Below are 24,581 nucleotides of genomic sequence, written 5' to 3'. Positions count from 1 at the left end.
GTTACACCCGCCACTATGGTGCGGTCGTGGTGCCTGATGCCGGATTGCGTCCGGCTTCGTTCCGACGTAACATTCGTTATGGAGAGTGGCTTGTCAAGCACGGTATCGGTTGAAAACGACGTTGCACCCCGCGCGGATCTGGCGCCGCGCGACTGGCTGGAGATCGGGCAGGCGTTGCTGAAGAGCGGCGGCTTGCGCGCACTGAAACTTCGCAGCCTCGCGCAGGCCGCGGGCGCGTCGACCGGCAGTTTCTATCACCACTTCAAGGATTTCGACGGCTATCATGCGGCGCTCGCATCGTATTTCGCCGAGGCGCAGATCGATCCGTTGCTGGCGTCGCTGGCTGCGTCGGAGCTCGCCCCTGTCGAGCGGATCCGCGCGTTCGCCGAGCATGTCCGCGATCACGACATGTCGCAATTGGCACTGGCGATGCGCGCCTGGGCGAAGAGCGACGCGCGCGCGCGGCGGCGATCCGCGAGCATGACGACAAGGTGATGGCGTTCCTGGTGGAGCAACTGACCGCGCACGGGTTCGATTCCGTCGAAGCGGGGATTCGCGGCTATGCGCTGCTCGCGGTGGGCTTGAGCGAGGTGCATCCGGTCGAGGGGCTCGATCGCGGCGTGCTGCGCAACGGGTTGCTTACGCTGCTGTGCGAGCGCTAGCGTATCGCGGTGATGCGACTCCGTAAAAAGCGGAGCGTTATGAGGAGGATGCGGGCATGCAGACGTATGACTACGTAATTATCGGCGCGGGCTCGGCCGGCTGCGTGCTGGCCGCGCGACTGACCGAGGACCCCGACGTGTCGGTGCTGTTGCTCGAGGCGGGCGGGCGCAACGACGGCGTGCTGGTGCGGATGCCCGCTGGGGTCGGCGAACTCATCAAGAGCAAGAACCCGAGCAACTGGGGCTTCTCGACCGAGCCCGAGCCGCATCTCGACAACCGCCGCCTGCGGTGGCCGCGCGGCAAGGGACTGGGCGGGAGTTCGTCGATCAACGGCATGATCTACACGCGGGGGCACCCGCAGGATTACGACGAGTGGCGCCAGATGGGTTTGCCCGGCTGGTCGTTCGACGACGTGCTGCCGTATTTCAAGCGGCTCGAAGGGCATCATCGCGGCGAGTGCGATCTGCATGGCGGCGGGGGGCCGCTGACGATCTCTGGCGGCGAGTCTGACAGTCCCTTCTACGACGCGCTGGTCGAGGCGGGGCGGCAGGCGGGGTACCCGGTAACCGAGGATTTCAACGGTGCGAGCCAGGAGGGATTCGGGCGGTATGACCTGACCGTCGCGGACGGCAAGCGCTGGAGCACTGCGGCAGCGTATCTTCGGCCGGTGTTGGCGCGGCGTAATCTGACCTGCGTGACGGGAGCGCGGACGACGCGGATCCGGATCGACAAGGGGCGTGCAACCGGTGTCGATTACGTGCTCGACAAGGGGGCACGGGCGGAGTCGGTAACGGCTGCGCGCGAAGTACTATTGTGCGCGGGCGCGGTGCAGTCGCCGCAGATCCTCCAGTTGTCGGGGATCGGCGATCCGGATCGACTGACCGCGGCGGGCGTGGGCGTCGTCCATGCGCTGCCCGGCGTCGGCGAGAACCTCCAGGATCATCTCGACGTCGTGATGAACTGGAAATCGCGCGGGCTGAGGACCGGATATGCGATGACCAAGGGCGTCGGCATGATCGGCGTCGGGCTGAATTACCTGTTGCGCGGCAAGGGGGCAGGGCGGCAGCAATTCCTCGAGGCGGGCGCGTTCGTGTCGTCGCGCCAAGGTCTGTCGCGACCCGATGTCCAGATCCACGCGGTGCTCGCGATCATGCAGGATCACGGCAAGGTGAAGGCGACCGAGGACGGCTTCACGCTGCATCTGTGCCAGTTGCGGCCGGAGAGTCGCGGGCGGATCGGGTTGCGCTCGGCCGATCCGTTTGCCGATCCGGTGATCGTGGCGAACTACCTCGCGACCGCGGAGGATCGCCGCGTGATGCGCGCCTGCGTCGGCATCGGCCGCGACGTCGCGCGGCAGGCTGCGCTCGATCCGTACCGCGCTGGGGAATTGTCGCCCGGCGAGGACGTGCGGACCGACGACGAGATCGACGCCTGGGTGCGGCGGACGGCGGAGACGATCTACCACCCGGTCGGCACCTGCAAGATGGGCACGGCTGACGACACGATGGCGGTGGTCGACGCGACGCTCGCGGTACGCGGGTTGGAGGGCCTGCGGGTGGTGGACGCATCGGTGATGCCGACGCTGATCGGCTCGAACACCAACGCGCCGACAATCATGATAGCGGAGAAGGCGGCGGATATGATCAAGGGCCGGCAGTTGGCGCGGGCGGCTCGAGCAGCCTGATCAAATCCGTCATCCTGACGAAAGTCAGGACCCAGAGCCACGGACGACACCGCTTGTAATCCTGGGTCCTGACTTTCGTCAGGATGACGAGAGGAGGGGTTAGCGCTTAGGCTCGCGTTACCGAGGCGCCATCCGGATCGCGCCGTCCAGCCGCACGTCCTCGCCATTGAAATACCCGCACTCGATCATCGTCAGCGCCAGCGCCGCAAACTCCTCCGGCCGCCCCAAGCGCTTGGGAAACGGCACCGACGCGGCCAGCGCATCGCGGACCGGCTGTGGCGCCGCAGCCAGCAACGGCGTATCGAAGATCCCCGGCAGGATCGTGTTCACCCGGATCCCCTCACTCATCAAATCCCGCGCGATCGGCAGGGTCATGCCGACCACGCCGGCCTTCGACGCGGAATAGGCGGCCTGGCCCATCTGGCCATCCTCCGCCGCGGCGCTCGCGGTGTTGACGATCGCCCCCGCTCGCCGTCCTCGCCCGGCTCCAGCGTCAACATCCCCGCCGCCGATTTGGCGAGACAGCGGAACGTGCCGACGAGGTTGATCTGGATGATCCGGTCGAACGCATCGAGCGGGAAATGCTTGATCGAGCCGTCCTGCTTCGATCGCCCCGCTGTCTTGGCGGCATTACCGGTGCCTGCGCAATTGACCAGGATCCGCTCTTGGCCGTGCGCCGCGCGTGCCACCGCAAACCCCGCATCGACGCTGTCGTCGGAAGTAACGTCGACCTTGCAGAACACCCCGCCGATCTCCGCCGCGAGCCCTTCGCCCTTGTCCGCCTGAAGGTCGAAGATCGCCACCTTTACCCCTTGGCGGCCAGCGCGCGCGCAGTCGCCGCGCCCAATCCCGACGCGCCGCCGGTCACCACGGCAGCACTGTTTGCGAGGTCCATGCATCTCTCCTGTCAAAGCCCGGGATCCGCGCCCCGGTTGCAGAACATTAGTTATGCCGGTATTCGAGGCTTGCCAAGCCGGCATGTCGCTGAGGATCCGCCGATGAGCCACGCCATGTTGCAGAACGCCAGCGCGCACTGGCTCCCGCGTCAGCATAAAGGCGCGCTCGATCATATCCCGGGCAATTACGGCCTGCCGTTCTTCGGCAACACCTTCAAACTGCTCGCCGATCCGATCGCGTTCTCCGAGACCATGGCGGCGCGGTACGGCCCGGTGTATCGCAATCGCGCGCTCGGCGGCACCGGCGTCAACCTGCTCGGCCCCGACGCGAACGAACTGGTGCTGTTCGACCGCGACAAGATCTTCTCGTCCGAACAGGGCTGGGGACCGGTGCTCAACCTGCTGTTCCCGCGTGGCCTGATGCTGATGGACTTCGACAAGCATCGCGCCGACCGGAAAACGCTGTCGGTCGCCTTCAAGCCCGAGCCGATGCGGCATTACGCGACCGAACTCGATGCGGGAATCGAGGCGGCGATCGGTGGCTGGGCCGGGCAGACATTGCGCTTCTACGATGTGGTGAAAAAGCTAACACTCGATCTCGCTGCGACCAGTTTCCTGGGCGTGCCGCTCGGCGCGGAAGCGGACAAGATCAACCAGGCGTTCGTCGACGAGGTACAGGCAAGCGTCTCGCCGATCCGCAAGCCCTGGCCTGGCACGCAGATGCGTAAGGGCGTCAAGGCGCGCGCGTATCTGATCGACTTCTTTGAGCGCGAGATCCCCGCGCGACGCACCGGCAACGGCCAGGATTTCTTCTCGCAATTCTGCCGCGCGACCGATGACGACGGCGCGCCGCTCACCGCGCTGGCGATCGCCGACCACATGAACTTCCTGATGATGGCCGCGCACGACACGATCACCTCGTCCGCGACGAGCCTTGTCATGCTGCTCGCGCGGAACCCCGAGTGGCAGGATCGGTTGCGCGAGGAAGTCGCCGCTCTCGACCCCGCCGTGCCGCTGACCGAGCAGCTCGATCGCCTGATCCTCACCGAATATGCGTTCAAGGAATCGCTGCGGATGATGCCACCCGTCCCGTCGATCCCGCGCCGCGCACTGAAGGCTTTCAGTTTCGGCGGGTATGATATTCCGGCGGGGACCAGCGTCGGCGTCGGCATCACCTACACGCACCGCATGGCCGAATATTGGCCCGATCCCGACCGCTTCGACCCGCTCCGCTTCACGCCAGAAGCATCGAAGGGCCGCCACCGGTTCGCGTGGGTGCCGTTCGGCGGCGGCGCACACATGTGCATTGGGCTGCACTTCGCGACGATGCAGATGCGGCTGCTGATCGCACACCTGCTCACGCGCTACCGGATCGAGGCGGCGGCAGGCAGCGGCGATGCGTGGCAGGTCTTCCCGATCCCGCGCCCGAAGGACGGTTTGCCGGTGACGTTCGTACCGCTTGCCTCCACGTAATAATGTGTCATCGTAACGCGGTTCATTCGAAGGAGCCGCCCGTTGCGCTTGACCCTAGCTATACTCCTGCTCGCGGCGACGCCGGCCTTTGCCCAGCAACAGCCGGCCGCGCCGACACCCGCGCCGATGCCCGATGGCCCGACGCGCAACTTCACCGGGAGTGACCTGTTCGGGCTGACGATCGCGGCCGATCCGCAGATCAGCCCGGACGGCAAGACGATCGTCTATGTCCGCCGGACCGGCGACGTGATGACCGACAGGATGCAGTCGTCGCTATGGCTGATCGACGTCGCGAGCGGTCGCCAGACGCCATTCGCCACCGACGGCAGCAGCCCGCGCTGGTCGCCTGATGGTATGCGCATCGCGTATGCCGCACGCGACGGAGAGGGATCGCAGCTGTTCGTCCGCTGGATCGACGGTGCGCAGAGCGCGCGCGTGACGAGTTTTCCCGGCGATCCGCAGGCGCTCGCCTGGTCGCCCGACGGCACCAAGCTCGCCTATATCGCGACGGTAGCAGGCGAGGGGACCAAGCTCGGCACGCAGCCGCCCAAGCCCGAGGGCGCGAAATGGGCCGAGCCGCTGACGATCATCGACCGGGTCAACTACCGCAACGACGGGCCGGGCTATGTGAAGCCGGGCTACGACCATCTGTTCGTGGTCGGCGCCGACGGGGCGCGGCACGGCAGCTCACCTACGGCAAGTTCGACGACGGGGGCCCGCTCTCGTGGACGCCCGATGGCCGCAGCATCGTCTTCGCGGCGATCCGTGGGCCCGCCGCCGATCGCCAGGTTATGAACTCCGACGTGATCGCGGTCGATGCGATGAGCGGCATGATGCGGACGTTGACGACGCGCGACGGTCCCGACGCGCAGCCGCGCGTGTCGCCAGATGGCTCGAAGATCGCGTGGCTCGGCTTCGACGACAAGCGCCGCAGCTACGAGAACACGCAGCTCTATGTCGGTGATCGCGACGCCGCCTCGCCGCGCTCGCTCACCGCCACGCTCGACCGTGCGATCGAGGATGCGGTGTGGGCCGCCGATGGTCGCAGCCTGTATGCGAGCTACGACGATCACGGCCGGCGCCGCGTTGCGCGCGTCGGTGTGGATGGCCGCGTCACGCCGCTGATCGACAACGTCGCGGGCGGCGGGCTCGACCGGCCCTATACCGGCGGCGAGTTCTCGGTCTCGAAGGGCGGGACGATCGCCTATACCGGCGGCGATGCGAGCGCCCCCGCCGATGTCTGGGTGCTGGCGGGCGGCAAGCCGCGGCGCCTGACGACGCTCAACGCGGTGCTGACCGGATCGAAGGCGCTCGCGTCGGTGCGGAAGATCGCGGTGACCGCGCCCGATGGTCGGCCGATCGACGCATGGCTCGCCACCCCGCCGGGACGCGTCGCGGGGCAGCGCGTGCCGCTGATTCTCGAGATCCACGGTGGTCCGAACGCCGCCTACGGCCCCGGCTTCGCGACCGACATGCAGCTCTACGCCGCGGCCGGCTACGCAGTCCTCTGGACCAACCCGCGCGGCTCGACCTCCTATGGCGCCGAGTTCGCGAACCTGATCGACAAGACCTATCCGGCGGCCGATTACGACGACCTGATCGCCTCGGTCGATGCAGCGATCGCGGACGGCACCGCCGACCCCGACAATCTGTTCGTGACCGGCGGCTCGGGCGGCGGGCTGCTGACCGCGTGGATCGTCGGCAAGACCGACCGGTTCAAGGCAGCCGCGACGCAGAAGCCGGTGATCAACTGGATCAGCGAGGCGCTGACGATGGACAACACGCTGTTCACCTCGCGCTACTGGTTCACCAAGCTGCCGTGGGAGGATCCGATGAGCTACTGGAACCGCTCGCCGCTGAGCCTCGTCGGCAACGTCAAGACGCCCACCCTGGTGGTGGTAGGCGGCGACGATTACCGGACGCCGGTCAGCGAGTCCGAGCAATATTACGCAGCGCTCCAGATCTCGCGGCGTGCCGACCGCGCTGGTGAAGGTGCCGGGCGCGAGCCACGGTGGCCTCGCCGCACGCCCGTCGCAATCCGCGGCCAAGGCCTCGGCGATCATCGCCTGGTTCGATCGATACCGGAAGCCGGCGGTAGCGACGGCGCAGGGAGCAGCACAATGATGACACGGCACATGATGCTGGCTGGCGTGGCGCTGGTCTCGACGGCGGCGGTCGCACAGGTCCAGCCGCCGCGCGTGGCGAAGAAGCCGTTCCAGGTGACGTCGCCCAACGGCGCGCGCGAGGACGATTATTACTGGCTGCGCGACGACACGCGGAAGAACCCGGAGATGCTCGCCTATCTCGCCGCGGAGAACGCCTATGCGGATGCGCAGCTCGCGTCGTTGAAGCCGCTCCAGGCCAAGCTCTACGAAGAGACCGTCTCGCATATCAAGCAGGACGACAGCTCGGTTCCCTACGCGAAGAACGGCTATTATTACGGCTCGCGGTTCCAGACCGGCGCGGACTATCCGATCCTCGAACGCCGCAAGGGTAGCCGCACCGCGCCCGCCGAAACGCTGTTCGACGAGCCGGCGATGGCGAAGGGCCACAGCTTCTTCGCGCTCAGCGACTGGGCGGTAAGCCCCGACAACGCCCGCGTCGCCTGGGCCGAGGACACCGTCGGGCGGCGCCAATATGTGCTCAAGGTGAAGGACCTCACGACCGGCGCGTCGATTGCCGACACCGTGTCGAACATCGAGCCCAACGTCGTCTGGGCCGACGACAACAAGACGTTGCTCTACGTCGAGAAGGACCCGGTCACGCTGCGTGGCTACCGCGTGAAGGCGCATGTCCTCGGCACGCCCGCCGTCAGCGATCGGCTGCTGTACGAGGAGAAGGACGACACCTATTCGATGGGCGTCTCCCGCACCGCCGATGACAAGTTCGTCTGCATCGGCGTGAGCAGCACGGTCAGCGACGAGCAACGCTGCGCCCCCGCCGCTGCACCGACCAACTTCACGATCGTCGCACCGCGCGCACGCGAGTTCCGCTATAGCGCGGATCACATCGGCAACCGCTGGATCATCCGCACCAACCGGAACGCGAAGAACTACAAGCTCGTCACCGTCGCCGACGCCGATCTGGCCAAGGGCACGGCCGCATGGCGCGACCTGACGCCCGCCAGCGACACCGTCTTCATCGAGGGGTTCAAACCGTTCGACGGGTTCGTCGCGATCGACCAGCGCGAGGGCGGCAACCGCATGATCCGCGTGCTGAACGATGCCGGCAAGTCGACCGCGGTGACTGCCGACGAACCCGCCTATCGCATGTCGCTCGACGTCAACGAGGAAACGTCGACGCCGTGGGTCCGCTACACCTACGGATCGCTCGTGACGCCTACCACCACGTATGAGGTCAACGCGAAAACCGGCGAGCGCCGCGTCCTCAAGGTCGCCCCGGTGCCGGGATACGACCCCGCAAAATACGTCACCGAACGCGTCTGGGCGCCCGCGCGAGACGGCACGCGGATCCCTGTCTCGCTGGTCTACGCCAAGGGCACCAAGCGCGACGGCACCGCGCCGCTCTTCCAATACGCCTATGGCAGCTACGGCATCTCGAGCGACCCGGCCGTCGATCCGGGCCGGATCGGCCTGCTCGATCGCGGCGTGGTCTACGCGATCGCGCATATCCGTGGCGGGCAGGAGATGGGCCGCGGCTGGTATGACGATGGGCACCTGCTCAACAAGAAGAACAGCTTCACCGACTTCATCGACGTCACCCGCTATCTCGTCGCGCAGAAATACGCCGCGAAGGATCGCGTCGCGGCGATGGGCGGCAGCGCAGGCGGGCTGCTGATGGGCGGCGTCGCGAACATGGCGCCGCAGGATTACAAGCTGATCATCGCGCAGGTGCCGTTCGTCGATGTCGTCACGACGATGCTCGACGCGTCGATCCCGCTGACCACGTTCGAGTACGACGAGTGGGGCAACCCCGCGCAGAAGGCGTCGTACGACTATATGCTGAGCTATTCGCCGTACGACAACGTCAAGGCGAAGGCGTATCCGGCGCTGTATGTCGGCACCGGACTATGGGACAGCCAGGTGCAATATTACGAGCCGACCAAATGGGTCGCCAAGCTCCGCGAACTGAAGACCGACACCACTTCGCTGCTGTTCCGGGTGAACATGGAGGCGGGGCATGGCGGCAAGTCCGGCCGGTTCGAGCGTTATCGCCAGAATTCGGAGTGGCAGGCGTTCATGCTGCAACAGCTCGGCGTCGCGAAATAGCACGCCCGTTGGCACGCCCGTTGGCACGCGACTGAAAGCAGGGTACCGATCGCGCGGGATGCGGCTTCCAGCCGTTTCCCGTGATCGCGTCGGTGCCCGGAAGGGCTTGATTGGGAATGCGGTGCGGACGGTTCGCCGTCCTATGCCGCGGCTGTCCCTGCAACTGTAAGCGGCGAGCGAGACGCACGAGCCCTCTCCGCGAGGGCAGCCACTGGGCCGCAAAGCCTGGGAAGGCGTGCATCGAGCAACGACCCGCGAGCCAGGAGACCTGCCGGCGTCTGGTCGCTCTTGTCCCGGTCCAGGGGTGGCCGAGGCACGGTGAACGCCGCCTGCGTGACACTGGCTGAGCGACGACCATGTGGCGGGGGCCGCATCGGCGTCGTGCGTCGGCCGCTCATGGCGTCCGGTCGTCGTATGTCCCGGCCGTTCGCGGCAGGCCCCGGTCCTCGTCGGACGCTGCGGGGTTTGTGCATGACGACTTCAACATTCGAAAGACCGGCGCGGGTTTCGACTCGCAAGCGCATCGGCTGGCTGTTCGCAGGCCTGATCGCGGCCAATATCGCCGCCTGGGGCTGGGCATTCTCGCTGTTCCACGCGCAACCCTCATGCTCGGCACGGCGTTGCTAGCCTGGGGATTGGGCCTGCGCCACGCAGTGGACGCGGACCACATCGCCGCGATCGACAACGTGACCCGCAAGCTGATGCAGGACGGCCAGCGCCCGATCGCCGTCGGCTTCTGGTTCGCGATCGGCCACTCCGGGATCGTGCTGATCGCCGCCGTCGCGATCGCGCTCACCGCCAGCGCGCTGTCGCAGTTCGAGGCGTTCAAGCAGGTCGGCGGCGTGGTCGCGACGATGATCTCTGCGCTGTTCCTTTTCACGATCGCCGCGATGAACCTCATCATCCTGCGCTCGGTCTGGCGCACCTTCGGCCACGTCCGCGGCGGCGGCACCTATGTCGAGGAGGATCTCGACCTGCTGCTCGGCAGTCGCGGCCTGCTCGCGCGGCTGTTCCGCCCGATGTTCCGGCTGGTGACCCGAAGCTGGCACATGGCCCCACTCGGCTTCCTGTTCGGCCTCGGCTTCGATACTGCCACCGAAGTCGCGATCCTCGGCCTTTCCGCGAGCCAGGCCGCCGACGGTCTCTCGATCGGCACGGTGCTCGTCCTCCCGGTGCTGTTCGCGACCGGCATGGCACTAATCGATACCGCGGACGGCGTCGTCATGCTCGGCGCGTACGAATGGGCGTTCGTGAAGCCGATCCGCAAACTCTATTACAACATCACCATCACGCTGATCTCCGCCATCGTCGCGATCGCGATCGGCGGCATCGAGACGCTCGCGCTGCTCGGGGCAAAGCTCGGCCTGACCGGTGGCATCTGGGATCTGGCAGCCGCACTCGGCGAGAACTTCAACGGCCTCGGCTTCGCGATCATCGGCCTGTTCGTGCTGTGCTGGGTCCTGAGCTTCGCCATCTACCGCTGGAAACGCTTCGACGAAATCGAAGTCGTGCACGGGTAGCTCGCTCCGTCCTCTCGATCCTCCCCCGCCAGGGGAGGTGGCTGGCACTCGCCAGACGGAGGGGGAGGACGGCGACCCCGTAGGTTCCGTGTCCTCCCCTCCGTCACCTGCGGTGCCACCTCCCCTGGCGGGGGAGGATGTCGGAAAAGCGATATGCGAATTGGCACGCCCCCGGAATTCCTCTAACCCCATCCGCGAGGCTCGGTTTCACCGAACCTCACAGATCGCGCCGGTGCCCGGAAGGGCTTGAATGGGAATGCGGTGCGGGAGGATGTCCTCCCAATGCCGCGGCTGTCCCTGCAACTGTAAGCGGTGAGCGAGACGCACATGCCCTTCGTTTCGGAGGGCAGCCACTGGGGAAACCTGGGAAGGCGTACGTCGAGCCTCGACCCGCGAGCCAGGAGACCTGCCAGCGCAATGGTCGCTCTTGCTACGATCCAGGGGATGGTCGCGGCACGGTACCTCCGTCTGAGCGACGAACGCGTGCGGCCGTCCGGTCGTGCGCGCGTATGCTTGCAGGAGAATACCAATGCCCGATCTTTCCCCCAATCTGGCCAAGGTCCCCGTCACTATCGTCACCGGCTTTCTCGGTGCCGGCAAGACGACGCTCATCAGCCACCTGATCCGCAACGCGAACGGCCGTCGCCTCGCGGTCGTGGTCAACGAATTCGGCACGCTCGGCATCGACGGCGACATTCTCAAGGGCTGCGCGATCCCCGATTGCCCGGCCGAAAACGTCGTCGAGCTGGCCAATGGCTGCATCTGCTGCACCGTCGCGGACGACTTCATCCCGACCGTCGAAACGCTGCTCGCACTCGACCCGCGCCCCGATCACATCCTGATCGAGACGTCCGGCCTCGCACTGCCCAAGCCGCTGCTGAAGGCATTCGACTGGCCCGCGATCCGCTCGCGCATCACCGTCGACGGCGTCATCGCGCTAGCAGATGCCGAAGCGGTCGCCGCCGGTCGCTTCGCCCCCGACGTGGCCGCGCTCGATGCCCAGCGCGCCGCAGACCCCAGCGTCGACCACGAGACGCCATTATCGGAAGTGTTCGAGGATCAGCTCGCCTGCGCCGATCTCGTACTCCTGACCAAGGTCGACCTCGCCGGCCCCGAAGGCGTCGCCAAGGCGCGCGCGGTGATCGCCGCCGAGTCCGCACGGCCGCTCCCGGTCATCGACCTGACCGACGGTGTCATCGACTCCCGCGTAATCCTCGGCCTCAACGCCGCGGCCGAGGACGATATCGCCAGCCGCCCCTCGCATCACGACGGCGAGGACGATCACGAGCATGACGATTTCGACAGCGTCGTCGTCGAGCTGGGCGAGATCGCCGACCCCGCCGACCTGACCGCGAAGATCGAGGCACTCGCCCGCAGTGCCGACATCCTCCGCGTGAAGGGCTACGCGGCGGTCACCGGCAAGCCGATGCGCCTGCTCGTCCAGGCGGTCGGCGCCCGCGTCCGCACGCAGTACGACCGCCCATGGCGCGCAGGCGAACCACGCCGTACGCAACTGGTGGTGATCGCCGAGCACGACCGCATCGACGAGGCCCGCATCAAGGCCGCGCTGGACGCCTGAGCCCCGATGCACGTCGTCTTCCGCGAGACCCACGGGCTGGAGGAAAGCGCGGTCCCGCAGGACCTCTCCCAATCCCCCGCGGATATCGTCGTTCTCTCCTTCTCCGACGGTGACCTCGGCGCATTCGCCGCGGGCTGGAGACGTGCGGACGCCGTCGGAAGCCGATTGCCGTCGCTACGCCTCGCGAACCTGAGCGCACTACAGCACCCGCTCTCGGTCGACACCTATGTCGAGCAGACGCTGGCCGGCGCCAAGGGCATCCTGATCCGGCTGATCGGCGGCCGCTCCTACTGGAGCTACGGCCTGCAACAGGTCGAAAACCTCGCGCGGGGGAACAACATCGCGCTCGCCGTCCTTGCCGCAGACGGCCGCGTCGACACGCGCCTCGACGCCGCCTCGACGATCCCGCTGTCGACGCTCCGCCGCCTGGCTCATCTCTGCGACACCGGCGGCGCGGTTGCGGCGCAGGCGGCACTCGCGCAGTTCGCGCTAGCCGCCGGTTGCTATGCCGGCCCGGTCACCGGAGTCCGTGCGATCGCCGATGTAGGCGGCTGGCAACCGCACGACGGCGCGACGTGCCCGGCCGCGTTCGCGATCAACGCGCACCGCCCTCGCGTGCTGATCGTGTTCTACCGCTCCTACCTGACCGCCGCAGACCTCCACCCGATCGAAGCGCTCCACGCCGAACTGACGGCGCGAGGCTTCGACGTCATCGGCCTCTTCGCGCCCTCGCTCAAGGCACCGGATGCGGCCGGCTGGATGGGCCACTGGGTCCGAGCTTTGAAGCCCGCCGCGATCGTCAACGCCACCGCCTTCTCCGCACGCGGCGCGAGTGAGACGACCCCACTCGACGCCGCCGATGTCCCCGTCTTCCAGGTCGCGCTGGCCACCTCCGACCGCGCCGCCTGGGCCGGCGCCACCCGCGGCCTGTCGCCTGCCGACCTCGCCATGCACGTGGTCCTTCCCGAAGTGGACGGCCGCCTCTTCGCCGGCGTCGCCAGCTTCAAGGAAGCCGCGGCGAGGGACGGCGACCTCGAATACACCCGCCGCGAACACCGCGCCGACCCCGCGCGCATCACCGCGATCGCTGCGCGGATCGAAGCCTGGACGAACCTCGCCAGCAAACCCATCGCCGACCACCGCATCGCGATCGTCCTCTCGACCTACCCCGGCAAGACGTACCAGATGGCGCACGCCGTCGGCCTCGACGCACTCGCCTCCACGCAGGCGATCCTCGCCGACCTCACCGAAGCCGGCTACGCGATCACGCCCGACGCAACCGATCTGGCTACCTCGCGCATTCACTGGCCGCTCGCCGAGTACCGCAAAGCCCTCGCGCACCTCCCCGAAGCTCTGCAAAAGGACCTTCAGGAAACCTGGGGCGATCCAACCGAAGACTTCGCTTTCACCGCGATCGACCAGGGCGGGGCACTCGTCGCCCTCCAGCCCGAACGCGGCCGAACCGAGCAACGTGCGGAGGAGTATCATGACCTCTCGCGCTGCCCCTGCCACGCCTATGTCGCCTTCTACCTCTGGCTCCGCACGCGCGGCACCGACGCGCTGGTCCATGTCGGCGCGCACGGCACGCTCGAATGGCTGCCTGGCAAGTCGGTCGCGCTGTCCGAGGCCTGCTGGCCCGAAGCGCTCACCGGCGCGATGCCCGTCATTTACCCGTTCATCGTCAACGACCCCGGCGAAGCAGCCCAAGCCAAGCGCCGCATCGGCGCGGTCACGCTCGGCCACGTCCCGCCACCGCTGGAGCGCACGCGCACCGGCGCCGGCCTCGGCCGCCTCGAAGCGCTGCTCGACGAATTTTCCAACGCGGACGGCCTCGATCCAGCCCGCCGCGACCGCCTGCAACGCGACATCCGCGACGAGGCCACCGCCACCGGCCTCGCCGCCACTCTAGGCCTCGACGACGCGCAGTCCCAAGCCGACGCGATCACCCGCATCGACACCTTCGTCTGCGACGTGAAGGAAAGCCAATATGGCGACGGCCTCCATATCTACGGCCGCGGCGACCAAGGCGAAGCCGAACGCGCCGGGCTCCTGTCCGCGCTCCAGGGCAAACGCATCGCGTCCGGCCCCTCCGGCTCCCCTTGGCGAGGCCGCGCAGACGTCCTCCCCACCGGCCGCAATCTCTACACCACCGATCCCCGAGCAGTCCCGTCGCGCGCCGCGCATACCCAAGGCGTCAAACTCGCCGATGAACTCGTCCGCCGTCACCTACAGGACCACGGCGACTACCCCCGCAACCTCGTGGTAGATCTCTGGGCTTCCGCGACGATGCGGACAGCCGGCGAGGAGTTCGCGATGGCGCTCCACCTGCTCGGCGCGGAACCGGTGTGGGACATGCAGTCCGACCGCGTCACGGGCGTCGAGATCCTGCCGCTCGCCAATTTCGACCGCCCCCGCATCGACGTCACCCTGCGCGTATCCGGCCTGTTCCGCGACGCCTTCCCGACGCTTTGCACGATGTTCGGCCAAGCCGTTCGCGCGCTCGCCGCACGCGACGAACCGCAAGACTGGAACCCGTTCGTCGGGAAACCCTCCACCGCCCGTGTCTACGGTCCCGAACCCGGCCGCTACGGCCTGAGCATGGGCGACGCCGCCGAAACCTACACGCCGGAAGCGCGCCTCGCCGCGGGTCAGGCGTGGCTGTCGGCGTCGAGCCACGCGCTCGACACTGATGGGGAGGGCGCCAAGGCAACTTCGATCCCACCGGCATCCGCGACCGTGTCGCCGCCGCCGACGCCTTCGTCCACGTCCAGGATTTGCCCGAAACCGACCTGCTCCTCGCCGCAGACTATGCCGCGCACGAGGCCGGCTTCGCTGCCGCGCAATCGGTCGCCGGGGGTAACGCCACCCTCTACCATCTCGACGCGAGAGACCTGACCCAGGCCAAGGCCCGCCCGCTCAAGGAGGAAATAGCCCGCGTCGTCCACGCCCGTGCCGCGAACCCCGCCTGGGTCGACGGCATGATACGCCACGGCTTCCGCGGCGGTGCGGAGATCGCCGCCACGCTCGATCATCTTGGCGCCTTCGCCCACCTCGCCAGTGCGGTCCGCCCCGAACTGATCGACCTCTATTACGACGCCACGCTCGGCCGCGACGACGTCCACGCTTTCCTCGCCGAAGCGAACCCCGGTGCGCTGGCGGCAATGCAGGCGCGGTTCGCAGCGCTCCACGCCGCGGACCTGTGGCCGACCCGCCGCAACTCGATCCTCGCAGCGCTGGACCTGCCGGCATGACCGGGTTCGTCGTCAAGGGCTGGTGCCCCGACGCGTGGCGCCCGATGATGGCCGGCGACGGCCTGCTCGTTCGCGTCCGCCCGCAGCTCGGTCGCCTGACCCGCGCGCAGGTTCTGGGCCTTGCCGAAGCCACGACGCGGCACGGCAACGGCCAGATCGACGCCACCACCCGCGCGAACCTCCAGATCCGCGGCGTCCGCGAGGAAAGCTGGCGCCCGCTGATCGACGCGCTTCTCGATCTCGGCCTGATCGACCGGGACCAGACCCGAGAGGCGCGCGCTAACATCCTCGTCGCACCCGACTGGCGCACAGGCGACGACACCCACCGCATCGCCGAAGCGCTGCGCGCGCGCCTGTCCGAACTGCCCGACCTCCCCGGCAAGGTCGGCTTCGCGATCGACGCCGGCGCCACGCCGACGCTGCAGGACGCCCCCGCCGACTTCCGCATCGAACGCGCCGCATCCGGTCAATTGCTCCTCTGTGCCGACGGCCGCAAACTCGGCACCCCGCTGTCGCCCGGCACCGAAGTCGACCACCTGATCGCATTAGCCCGATGGTTCGTGGACAGCGGCGGCACCGCGAGCGGTCGCATGGCACGACACGACGCGCCCCTTCCGGACTGGGCTGCCGGCATCACGTCACCCGCGCCATCGGCGTACAGGCTCCAACCCGGCAGGCACCCCTCCGGCATCGCGCTCGGCCTGCCATTCGGTCGGGTCTCGGCGTCGGCACTGACCCGCTTCCCCGAAGCCGAAACCGCCGTCGAGGCGATCCGCCTGACACCCTGGCACATCGCGATCTGCGAAACGGATGCCAAGCTCCGCGTGCAGCCGGACCCAGCCGACTTCATCACCGACCCATCCTCGCCGATTCTTCGCGCGGATGCCTGCGTCGGCGCACCGGCCTGTCCGCAAGCTACCGTCGAAACCCGCAGCCTCGCACACCGCCTAGCCCCCCACGTCACCGGCCGGCTCCACGTCTCCGGATGCGCCAAGGGATGCGCGCGCGCCGCCCCGCCGACGTGACGCTGACCGGTCGCGAAGGCCGCTACGACCTCGCCTTCGACGCACGTGTCGGTGCGTCACCCTCCGTGCAGGCCTCGACGCCGCGCAGATCCTCGCTCAGTTCGGAGCCGCCTGAATGCCGTACGCCTATGAAACCGACGGCGCGGCGATCTACCGCCAGTCCTTCGCGATGATCCGCGCCGAGGCCGACCTCGCCCGGTTCTCGCCCGACGAAGAGCCGGTCGCCGTCCGCATGATCCACGCGGCCGGGCTCGTCGGCCTCGCCCAGCACCTCCGCTTCTCGCCCAACTTCGCCGTCGAAGCACGCCGCGCGCTGCAGGCCGGCGCGCCGATCCTGTGCGACGCCCGCATGGTCACCGAAGGCATTACCCGCGCCAGATTGCCCGCCGACAACCGCATCGTCTGCACGCTGCACGCGCCCGAAACGCCGGAGCTCGCCCGGACGATGGGCAACACGCGATCCGCCGCCGCACTCGAACTCTGGCGTCCGCATCTCGCCGGCGCAGTCGTTGCGATCGGCAATGCGCCAACCGCGCTGTTCCACCTGCTCAACATGCTCGAAGACCCCGCTTGTCCGCGCCCGGCGGCGATCATCGGCTGCCCCGTAGGCTTTGTCGGCGCGGTCGAATCGAAGGCGGCGCTCTGGACCGACCAGCCCGTCCCCTGCGTCGTCGTCGAAGGCCGAATGGGCGGCAGCGCGATCACCGTCGCCGCAATCAACGCGCTGGCGAGCGGCACCGAATGACACCCTCGCGAACCGGCGGCACGATCCACGGCGTAGGCTTGGGCCCGGGCGCGCAGGACCTCATGAGCGTCCGCTCGATCGCCTCGTCCGCGGCGCGCGCCACGTCGCGTATTTCCGCAAGGCCGGCCGCGCCGGTCAGGCCCGGAAGATCGTCGACGGCATGCTCCGCGCCGACGTGATCGAATTCCCGATGGAATACCCCGTCACCACCGAAATCCCCGTCTCGGACCCGCGCTACAACGACTGCCTGTCGGCGTTCTACGAAACCTGCATCGATCACCTCGCGGCGCTAGCCAACGCCGGTGAAGACGTCGTCGTGCTCTGCGAAGGCGACCCGTTCTTCTACGGCTCGTTCATGCATCTCTACACGCGCCTCCAGACGATTGCACCGGTCCGGGTCGTCCCCGGCATCACCGGCATGTCCGGCGCCTGGACCGCGAGCGGCGCGCCGATCACCTGGGGCGACGACGTGCTCACGGTGCTGATGGGCACGCTCCCCGAGGAGGATCTGGTCCGCCGCATCCGCGACACCGATGCGCTGGTGGTGATGAAGATCGGCCGTCACCTCGCCAAGCTCCGCCGCGCCGTCGCCGCCGCCGGACGCGAGAGCGAGGCATGGCTGGTCGAATACGCCGCGATGGCCGATCAGCGCGTCACGCGGCTCTGCGAGGCGGACGCCATCACGCCCTATTTCTCGATCCTGCTGATCCACGGGCAAGGACGCCGTCCATGACCGGCTGGCTCGCGATCGCAGGGCTCGGCCCGGGCGATCCAAACCTCGTGACGCCCGAAGTCACCGCCGCGCTCGCCGAAGCGACCGACGTCATCGGCTACATCCCCTATGTCGCGCGCGTCGCCCCCCGCGACGGCCTTACGCTCCACCCGACCGACAACCGCGTCGAACTGGACCGGGCCACGCACGCCCTCCAGCTCGCGGCCCAAGGCCAGCGGGTGGTGGTCGTGTCCTCGGGCGATCCCGGCGTGTTCGCGATGGCCGCCGCGGTGTTCGAAGCGCTCGAAGCCGGCCCGCAGGAATGGCGCGATCTCGACATCCGCGTACTTCCCGGCATCACCGCGATGCTCGCCGCGAGCGCCCGCGCCGGCGCCCTGCTCGGCCATGATTTCTGCGCGATCAACCTCTCGGACAATCTCAAGCCCTGGCCGCTGATCGAACGCCGCGTGCGCCTCGCGGCCGAAGCCGATTTCGCGATCGCCTTCTACAACCCCCGATCGAAGGCGCGCCCCGACGCCCTGATCCGCGTCTTCGAGATCCTCCGCGAGACCTGCCGCGACGATCGCCCGGTGCTGTTCGCCCGCGCCGTCTCCACGCCCGAGGAAACCCTCCGCATCTTGCCCCTCACCGAAGCCCGAGCCGAGATGGCCGACATGCGGACGATGATCATCATCGGCTCCAGCCTGACCCGGATCATCGACCGCCCGGCTGGCCCGATTCTCTACACGCCCCGGTCGGCACCATGATCGATCCAGCGCAGCACGTCCTCCGCCGCATGCACCTCCAACCGAGCGGGCAGGGCCGGCCGATCGATCATGATCACGCGCAGCCCGAGCGTACGCGCCGCGCCCAGCTTCGCCTGCGCGCCCGTGCCGCCAGCGTTCTTGCAGACCACAAGCTCGATCCCGTGCGCCGCCATCAACCGCCGATCGCCGTCGACGTCGAACGGCCCGCGATCGACCATCAGATGATGCCGCGGCAACCCGGGCGTCTGCTCTGGCGCGTCGACGAACCGCAACAGATACTCGTGCTGAGGCTGCACCGCGAACGCATCGACGTGCATCCGCCCCAGCGCGAGCATCACGCGCCGCGCGGGGCCAGCCAACGCCGCGACCGCACCCTCGATATCGCTCACGCGGGTCCAGCTATCACCCGGACCGGGCACCCAGGCGGGGCGCGTCAAGGCGATGTGCGCCACCCCCGCATGCGCTGCCGCCACGACGGCATTCGCGCTCATTCGCGCCGCGAACGGATGCGTCGCATCGACCAGATGCGTCACGCCTTGCGCTCGCAGATACGCGACCAGCCCCTCGACGCCGCCAAAGCCGCCCACCCGCACCGGGATCGGCTGCACCTTGGGGTTCGCCACGCGCCCTGCGTAGCTCAACACGGCCGCATCGCCTCGCTCGGCCAGCATCGCAGCCAGCGCACTGGCCTCGGTCGTGCCGCCCAGCACCAGGATGTTCGACATGGCTGACACTCCCTGGCTGGCGATCATCGGATTGGGCGAAGACGGCGCGGCCGGCCTGTCCGTAGCGGCAAAGGCAGCACTCGCCGAGGCCGACCTGGTGACCGGCGCAGCCCGTCACCTCGCCCTCCTTCCGGACCTTAAGAGCGAGGTCATGCCCTGGCCAGTCCCGTTCGACGCGGGCATTCCCCGCCTGCTGGAACACCGCGGCCGGCGAGTGGCGATGCTCGTGTCCGGCGATCCGTTCTGGTTCGGCGCAGGCACCTCCGTAACGCGCCACCTCGCACCGACCGAGTGGGTCGCTTACCTCGCGCCTTCCACGTTCAGCCTTGCCGCCGCGCGCTCTCGGTTGGCCGCTCGAGGATACCGCCTGTATCGGTCTCCACGCCGCGCCCCTGTCACGCCTTCGCAGGCACATCGCACCAGACCGCCGCGCGCTGGTCCTGCTCCGCGACGGCGAGGCCTTGGCGAAACTCGCTTGCTATCTGGACGATCTCGGCTTCGGCGCATCGCATCTCCACGTCCTTGAGGCCCTTGGCGGCCCCCGCGAACGCATCCGCGAAGCGACCGCCGCCACGCTGACGTTTGACGACATCGTTCATCCCGTCGCGATCGGCATCGCGTTTGCCGGCGACGGCACGGTGCTACCGCGCACCTCCGGCCTGCCCGACGCGTGGTTCGAGCATGATGGCCAGATCACCAAGCGCCCGGTCCGCGCACTGACGCTGTCCGCGCTCGCGCCGAAACCCGGTGAGACGCTGTGGGATATCGGCGCAGGCTCGGGCTCGATCGGGATCGAATGGCTGCTCTCCCATCCATCCACCAACGCCATCGCATTCGAAGCCGACCCCGTCCGCGCCGACCGCATCCGCAACAACGCCGCCGCCCTCGGGGTCGACCGGCTGCAAGTCGTCGAAGGCCGCGCACCCGATGCCCTCGCAGACCAGGCCATACCCAACGCCGTCTTCATCGGCGGGGGCTTTCGAACGCGATGCTGGACGCACTCTGGAAGGCGCTTCCGGCCGGCACCCGCCTCGTCGCCAACGCCGTCACGCTGGAGTCCGAAGCGCTCTTGGCCGGCTGGCACGCAGCGAAGGGCGGCACGCTCATGCGGATCGAACTGTCCGACGCCGCTCCGCTCGGCACGCGCCGGGGTTGGCGGGCGAGCTATCCCGTGGTCCAGTGGAGCGTCGTGTCGTGATCGTCGCCGGCTTCGGATTTCGTACCGGCGCTGACGTTGCTGCGCTACGTACCGCGCTCGCCGCGGCGCAGCACGGATGCGCGCCCGTGAAGGCTCTGGCGGCACCCCTCGACAAGCTGACGCTCGTTTCGGAACTGGCGGAGGCGCTGGGTCTACCCGTGATCGCCGTACCACCCAACGCGTTGCAGGTGCCGAAAACGCACACGCAGTCGATCGCCAGCCTCGAAGCCCGCCAAACCGGCAGCGTCGCCGAAGCCTCGGCCCTCGCGGCCGCCGGACCCGGCGCGCACCTTCTCGCCACCCGCCATATCTCGCCCGACCGGATGGCCACCTGCGCCATTGCCCGATCGGGTGTCGAAGGACCCGCTGCATGACCGTCCACTTCATCGGCGCAGGCCCCGGCGCGCCGGACCTGCTGACCTTGCGCGGCCGCGACCGGATCGCCGGTTCGCCCGTCTGCCTCTATGCCGGATCGCTAATCCCGACGGCGATGCTCGATCACTGTCCTCCCGGCGCGCGCATCGTCAACACCGCGCCGCTGTCGCTCGACCAGATCATCGCCGAGATCCAGACCGCACACGACGCCGGGCAGGACGTCGCGCGGCTCCATTCCGGCGACCTGTCGATCTGGTCGGCGATGGGCGAGCAACTCCGCCGCCTTCGCGCGCTCGATATCCTGTTCACGATCACGCCTGGCGTACCCGCCTTCGCCGCCGCCGCCGCCGCGCTGGAGGTCGAATTGACGCTGCCCGAACTCGTGCAGTCGGTGGTGCTGACCCGCACGCCCGGTCGAGCAAGCACGATGCCCGCCGCCGAGACCCTGACCGCGTTCGCGGCAACCGGCGCGACGCTCGCGATCCATCTCTCGGTCCACAATCTGGCGCAGGTCGTCGCGGACCTCACGCCGTCCTACGGCCCGGAATGCCCGGTGGCGATCGTCTGGCGCGCGAGCTGGCCCGACCAGCAGATCGAGCGCGCCACGCTCGCGACGATCGCGCAGGCTATCGAAGGCAAACCCGATCGCACCGCGCTGATCCTCGTCGGCAAAGCGCTGGCCGCGGAGAATTTCGTCGAAAGCAGCCTCTACGCAACGGGCTATGATCGCCGCTTCCGTCCCCAATCCGCGGACTCGAAGTTCGCCGGAGACCTCGCATGACCCCCGGCCTGCTCATCGCCGCGCCCGCCTCGGGCACCGGCAAGACCACCGTCATGCTCGGCCTCCTTCGCGCGCTCCGCGACGACGGCCTCGCGGTCCAGCCGTTCAAGAGCGGCCCCGACTATATCGACCCCGCCTTCCACCGCGCCGCCAGCGGCCGCGCGTCGTTCAACCTCGACAGTTGGTCGATGCCCGCCGCGATGCTCGACACGCTCGCGGCCAATGCTGAAGACGCGGACTTTGCGCTCGCGGAAGGCTCGATGGGGCTCTTCGACGGGGTCGCGAAGCCGGGCGCAACCGGCAATGGCGCCAGTGCCGACATCGCCCGCAGGATGGGCTGGCCGGTCGTGCTCGTGATCGACGTGTCGGGCCAGGCACAGTCCGCCGCCGCCACCGCGCTCGGCTTCAGCCGCTACGATGCCAGCGTCCCGATCGCCGGCGTCATCCTCAACCGCGTCGCCAGCCCCCGCCACGAACGTCTGGCGCGCAGCGGCATGGACGCGGTCGGCATCCGCGTGTTCGGATCGCTGCCAAGGCGCGGCGACCTGAAACTGCCCGAGCGCCACCTCGGGCTGGTGCAGGCCGCCGAGCACCCGGACCTCGACGCCCGCATCGACGACTATGCGACGTTCCTCCGCGCGCACGTCGACATTCCCGCACTCCGCAACGCCGCTTCAGCCGGCGCCCGGGCGGCAGGCACGCAAAGCTGGATCCGGCCCCCGCCCAGCGCATCGCGCTCGCCCAGGACGCAGCCTTCTCGTTCACCTACGCGCACGTGCTCGAAGGCTGGCGGCGCGCGGGCGCCGAGATCCTGCCGTTCTCGCCCCTCGCCGACGAAGCCCCGGCCGCGCACGCCGATCTGGTCTGGCTGCCCGGCGGCTATCCCGAACTCCACGCGGGCAAGCTCGCGGAAGCGCGCAACTTCCATACATCTCTTGCCGAGCATGCACGCACGCGTCCCGTCCACGGCGAGTGCGGCGGCTATATGGCACTCGGTGAAGGGCTGATCGACGCCGACGGCACGCGTCACCGGATGGCCGGACTGCTCGGCCTCGTCACCAGCTACGCCCAGCGGAAAATGCACCTTGGCTACCGCAATGCGACGCTCCACGCGCCGATGGGCGGCTTCGCGGCGGGCGCCGCGCTCACCGGCCACGAGTTCCATTACTCGACGATCATCGACCAGCCGGATGCGCCGCTCGCGCACGTCACCGATGCCGAGGGCAGTCCGGTCCCCGAAACCGGCTCGCATCGCGGCCACGTCACCGGTAGCTTCTTCCACATGATCGCGCGCCCATCATGACTGGTTTCGTCTCGTTCGTGGGCTCGGGCCCCGGCGATCCCGAACTGCTGACGCTGAAAGCCGTCGCGCGGTTGCAATCCGCCGATGCCGTGCTGTTCGACGACCTGTCCTCCGCGGTCCTCGGCCACGCCCGCCCGGGCGCCGATCTCGTCGCGGTCGGCAAGCGCGCCGGTCGCCCGTCGCCGACCCAGGCGCACGTCTCGCAACTGCTGGTCGAGTATGCCCGCACCGGCATCCGCGTGGTCCGCCTCAAGTCCGGCGACGCAGGAATGTTCGGCCGCCTCGAGGAAGAGATCGTCGCGTTGAGGACCGCCGGCATCCCGTTCGAGATCATCCCCGGCATCAGCGCCGCCAGCGCCGCCGCCGCTGCCGCGCAGATCCCGCTCACCCGCCGGCTCAGCGCCCGCCGCGTCCAGTTCGTCACCGGCCACGACGTCACCGGCGACCTCCCCGAACAGCGCAACATGGCCGCTTTGGCCGATCCCGAGGCGACGACGGTGGTCTTCATGCCCAAGCGCACCTTCCCGGCGCTGGCCGCCTCGCTGATCGAGCACGGCCTGTCCCCGGACACGCCCGCGCTGATCGCCGAGAATATCGGCCACCCCGACCAGTCCCTGACCCGCTCGACGATCGCAGAACTGGCCGCGCAGTTGCAGGCAGGCTTTTCCAGCAAGCCCGCGCTGATCCTCTACGGACCGCTCATGGACGCCGAATGATCGACCTCCACCTGATCGGCATCGGCACCGGCAACCCCGACCACCTCACGCGCGCCGCCATCACCGCGATGAACGCCGCCGACCTGATCCTGCTCCCCCGCAAGGGCGACGCGAAGTCCGACCTTCTCGATCTGCGCCGCACGATCTGCGCCGACGTCCTGACCGGCTCGACCCGCGTGGTCGAGTTCGACCTCCCCAAACGCGACGCCCGCGCGCCGTATCTGGAAGCCGTCGACGACTGGCACGACGCGATCGCCGCAGCCTGGGCCACTCAGATCGCAACCCATCTGCCCGACGGCGGGCGTCTCGCGCTACTCGTCTGGGGCGATCCGTCGCTGTACGACAGCACGCTGCGCATCGCGGACCGGCTGCGCGCCGACGGGATCGCGCTACGGGTTCATGTCGAGCCCGGTATCACCAGCCTGCAAGTGCTGACCGCGGCGCATGCGATCCCCCTGAATACGCTGGGCGCGCCGGTCCTGATCACCACCGGGCGCCGCCTGAGGGAAGGGGGTGGCCGACCGGCGCCGATACCGTCGCGGTGATGCTCGATGGCGGCGGCGCGTTCGAAGCCCTGGTTCCGGAAGGGATCGACATCTGGTGGGGCGCCTATCTCGGCATGCCGCATCAAGCGCTGCTGGCGGGTCCGCTCGACCGCATCGGGCCGCAGATCGTGCGGACGCGCGCTGCGCTGCGCGACCGGCACGGTTGGATCATGGACATCTACGTCCTGCGCCGCCGCCCGGCGACAAAAGCGACCTGAGCGCGACGCTATCACGCAGGTGCGACCGGGAAACTCAGGTTAACCTGAACCTCGGATTGCTATCCCGTTCAGCAGATATCCGTCTTGGCGGTCGTAATCGCCAGCCATCGAAACCGAATTATTGAAACAACGTCGGAGTCCGACCATGGTGAAATTCGTCATTATCGCCATCGCGG

Annotated in this window: 13 protein-coding genes, 8 pseudogenes and 2 riboswitches; of the genes and pseudogenes, 19 read left to right on the top strand and 2 right to left on the bottom strand. The window is 68.4% G+C overall.

Annotation, left to right across the window (positions count from 1 at the left end; translation table 11 throughout):
* Window positions 1-90 precede the first annotated feature (90 nt).
* From AC0IX7_RS06385 to AC0IX7_RS06375, 3 genes are read left to right on the top strand one after another with little or no spacing between them, the layout of a single operon-like run.
* Complete coding sequence (locus AC0IX7_RS06385) at window positions 91-495, top strand: TetR/AcrR family transcriptional regulator (RefSeq protein WP_471810891.1); 405 nt, start codon at window positions 91-93, stop codon at window positions 493-495.
* Window positions 495-662, top strand: a complete 168-nt coding sequence (locus AC0IX7_RS06380; RefSeq protein WP_471810890.1) for a hypothetical protein — start codon at window positions 495-497, stop codon at window positions 660-662. The genes AC0IX7_RS06385 and AC0IX7_RS06380 overlap by 1 nt, the downstream gene beginning before the upstream one ends.
* 56 nt (window positions 663-718) lie before the next feature.
* Window positions 719-2,347: a choline dehydrogenase gene (locus tag AC0IX7_RS06375; protein WP_471810889.1), complete on the top strand. Its 1,629-nt coding sequence runs from the start codon at window positions 719-721 to the stop codon at window positions 2,345-2,347.
* A gap of 117 nt (window positions 2,348-2,464) precedes the next feature.
* On the opposite strand, the pseudogene AC0IX7_RS06370 reads toward AC0IX7_RS06375, so the two are convergent.
* A pseudogene (locus AC0IX7_RS06370) lies at window positions 2,465-3,242 on the bottom strand (SDR family NAD(P)-dependent oxidoreductase).
* A gap of 103 nt (window positions 3,243-3,345) precedes the next feature.
* Here AC0IX7_RS06370 and AC0IX7_RS06365 point away from each other — a divergent pair.
* The 10 genes and pseudogenes from AC0IX7_RS06365 (at window position 3,346) to cobJ (ending at window position 18,544) form a co-directional block, all read left to right on the top strand.
* On the top strand, window positions 3,346-4,716 hold the full coding sequence (locus AC0IX7_RS06365; protein WP_471810888.1) for a cytochrome P450: 1,371 nt from the start codon (window positions 3,346-3,348) through the stop codon (window positions 4,714-4,716).
* Between the two features lie 126 nt (window positions 4,717-4,842).
* Window positions 4,843-6,840 (top strand): annotated as a pseudogene (locus tag AC0IX7_RS06360) (prolyl oligopeptidase family serine peptidase).
* Window positions 6,837-8,945, top strand: coding sequence for a S9 family peptidase (locus tag AC0IX7_RS06355; RefSeq protein WP_471810887.1), 2,109 nt, complete (start codon window positions 6,837-6,839; stop codon window positions 8,943-8,945). The pseudogene AC0IX7_RS06360 and the gene AC0IX7_RS06355 overlap by 4 nt, the downstream one beginning before the upstream one ends.
* A gap of 73 nt (window positions 8,946-9,018) precedes the next feature.
* Window positions 9,019-9,235: riboswitch (cobalamin riboswitch) on the top strand.
* Window positions 9,236-9,416: 181 nt separating this feature from the next.
* A pseudogene (locus AC0IX7_RS06350) lies at window positions 9,417-10,465 on the top strand (HoxN/HupN/NixA family nickel/cobalt transporter).
* Window positions 10,466-10,678: 213 nt separating this feature from the next.
* Window positions 10,679-10,893: riboswitch (cobalamin riboswitch) on the top strand.
* 101 nt (window positions 10,894-10,994) lie between these two features.
* A complete protein-coding gene (cobW, locus tag AC0IX7_RS06345) occupies window positions 10,995-12,044 on the top strand; it encodes a cobalamin biosynthesis protein CobW (RefSeq protein WP_471810886.1) in 1,050 nt (349 codons plus the stop codon).
* Window positions 12,045-12,050: 6 nt separating this feature from the next.
* Window positions 12,051-15,295, top strand: a pseudogene (gene cobN / locus AC0IX7_RS06340) (cobaltochelatase subunit CobN).
* Window positions 15,292-16,320, top strand: a complete 1,029-nt coding sequence (locus AC0IX7_RS06335) for a cobalamin biosynthesis protein CobG (RefSeq protein WP_471810885.1) — start codon at window positions 15,292-15,294, stop codon at window positions 16,318-16,320. The pseudogene cobN and the gene AC0IX7_RS06335 overlap by 4 nt, the downstream one beginning before the upstream one ends.
* A gap of 115 nt (window positions 16,321-16,435) precedes the next feature.
* Window positions 16,436-17,065, top strand: coding sequence for a precorrin-8X methylmutase (locus AC0IX7_RS06330; RefSeq protein ID WP_471810884.1), 630 nt, complete (start codon window positions 16,436-16,438; stop codon window positions 17,063-17,065).
* Window positions 17,062-17,798: pseudogene (cobI, locus tag AC0IX7_RS06325) on the top strand (precorrin-2 C(20)-methyltransferase). The gene AC0IX7_RS06330 and the pseudogene cobI overlap by 4 nt, the downstream one beginning before the upstream one ends.
* Window positions 17,795-18,544, top strand: coding sequence for a precorrin-3B C(17)-methyltransferase (cobJ, locus tag AC0IX7_RS06320; RefSeq protein ID WP_471810883.1), 750 nt, complete (start codon window positions 17,795-17,797; stop codon window positions 18,542-18,544). Before cobI ends, cobJ begins: the two are co-directional and overlap by 4 nt.
* Here the strand turns inward: cobJ and AC0IX7_RS06315 are convergent.
* A complete protein-coding gene (locus tag AC0IX7_RS06315; protein WP_471810882.1) occupies window positions 18,520-19,269 on the bottom strand; it encodes a cobalt-precorrin-6A reductase in 750 nt (249 codons plus the stop codon). The genes cobJ and AC0IX7_RS06315 overlap by 25 nt on opposite strands.
* Here AC0IX7_RS06315 and cbiE point away from each other — a divergent pair.
* The 6 genes and pseudogenes from cbiE to cobF all read left to right on the top strand — a co-directional run bounded on the left by cbiE (window position 19,259) and on the right by cobF (window position 24,405).
* A pseudogene (gene cbiE / locus AC0IX7_RS06310) lies at window positions 19,259-20,467 on the top strand (precorrin-6y C5,15-methyltransferase (decarboxylating) subunit CbiE). The gene AC0IX7_RS06315 and the pseudogene cbiE sit on opposite strands and share 11 nt — an antisense overlap.
* Window positions 20,464-20,841, top strand: a complete 378-nt coding sequence (locus AC0IX7_RS06305) for a cobalamin biosynthesis protein (protein WP_471810881.1) — start codon at window positions 20,464-20,466, stop codon at window positions 20,839-20,841. The pseudogene cbiE and the gene AC0IX7_RS06305 overlap by 4 nt, the downstream one beginning before the upstream one ends.
* Complete coding sequence (gene cobM, locus AC0IX7_RS06300; protein ID WP_471810880.1) at window positions 20,838-21,623, top strand: precorrin-4 C(11)-methyltransferase; 786 nt, start codon at window positions 20,838-20,840, stop codon at window positions 21,621-21,623. Before AC0IX7_RS06305 ends, cobM begins: the two co-directional genes overlap by 4 nt.
* Window positions 21,620-22,926: pseudogene (locus AC0IX7_RS06295) on the top strand (cobyrinate a,c-diamide synthase). The gene cobM and the pseudogene AC0IX7_RS06295 overlap by 4 nt, the downstream one beginning before the upstream one ends.
* Window positions 22,923-23,642 carry a uroporphyrinogen-III C-methyltransferase gene (gene cobA / locus AC0IX7_RS06290; protein WP_471810879.1) on the top strand — a complete coding sequence of 240 codons (720 nt, stop codon included), beginning with the start codon at window positions 22,923-22,925 and terminating at the stop codon, window positions 23,640-23,642. The pseudogene AC0IX7_RS06295 and the gene cobA overlap by 4 nt, the downstream one beginning before the upstream one ends.
* Window positions 23,639-24,405, top strand: a pseudogene (gene cobF, locus AC0IX7_RS06285) (precorrin-6A synthase (deacetylating)). The gene cobA and the pseudogene cobF overlap by 4 nt, the downstream one beginning before the upstream one ends.
* The last annotated feature ends 176 nt before the right edge of the window (window positions 24,406-24,581 follow it).

The sequence above is a fragment of the Sphingomonas sp. AC411 genome (genome assembly GCF_979253035.1).
This window is presented reverse-complemented; position numbering and strand designations above follow the sequence as displayed.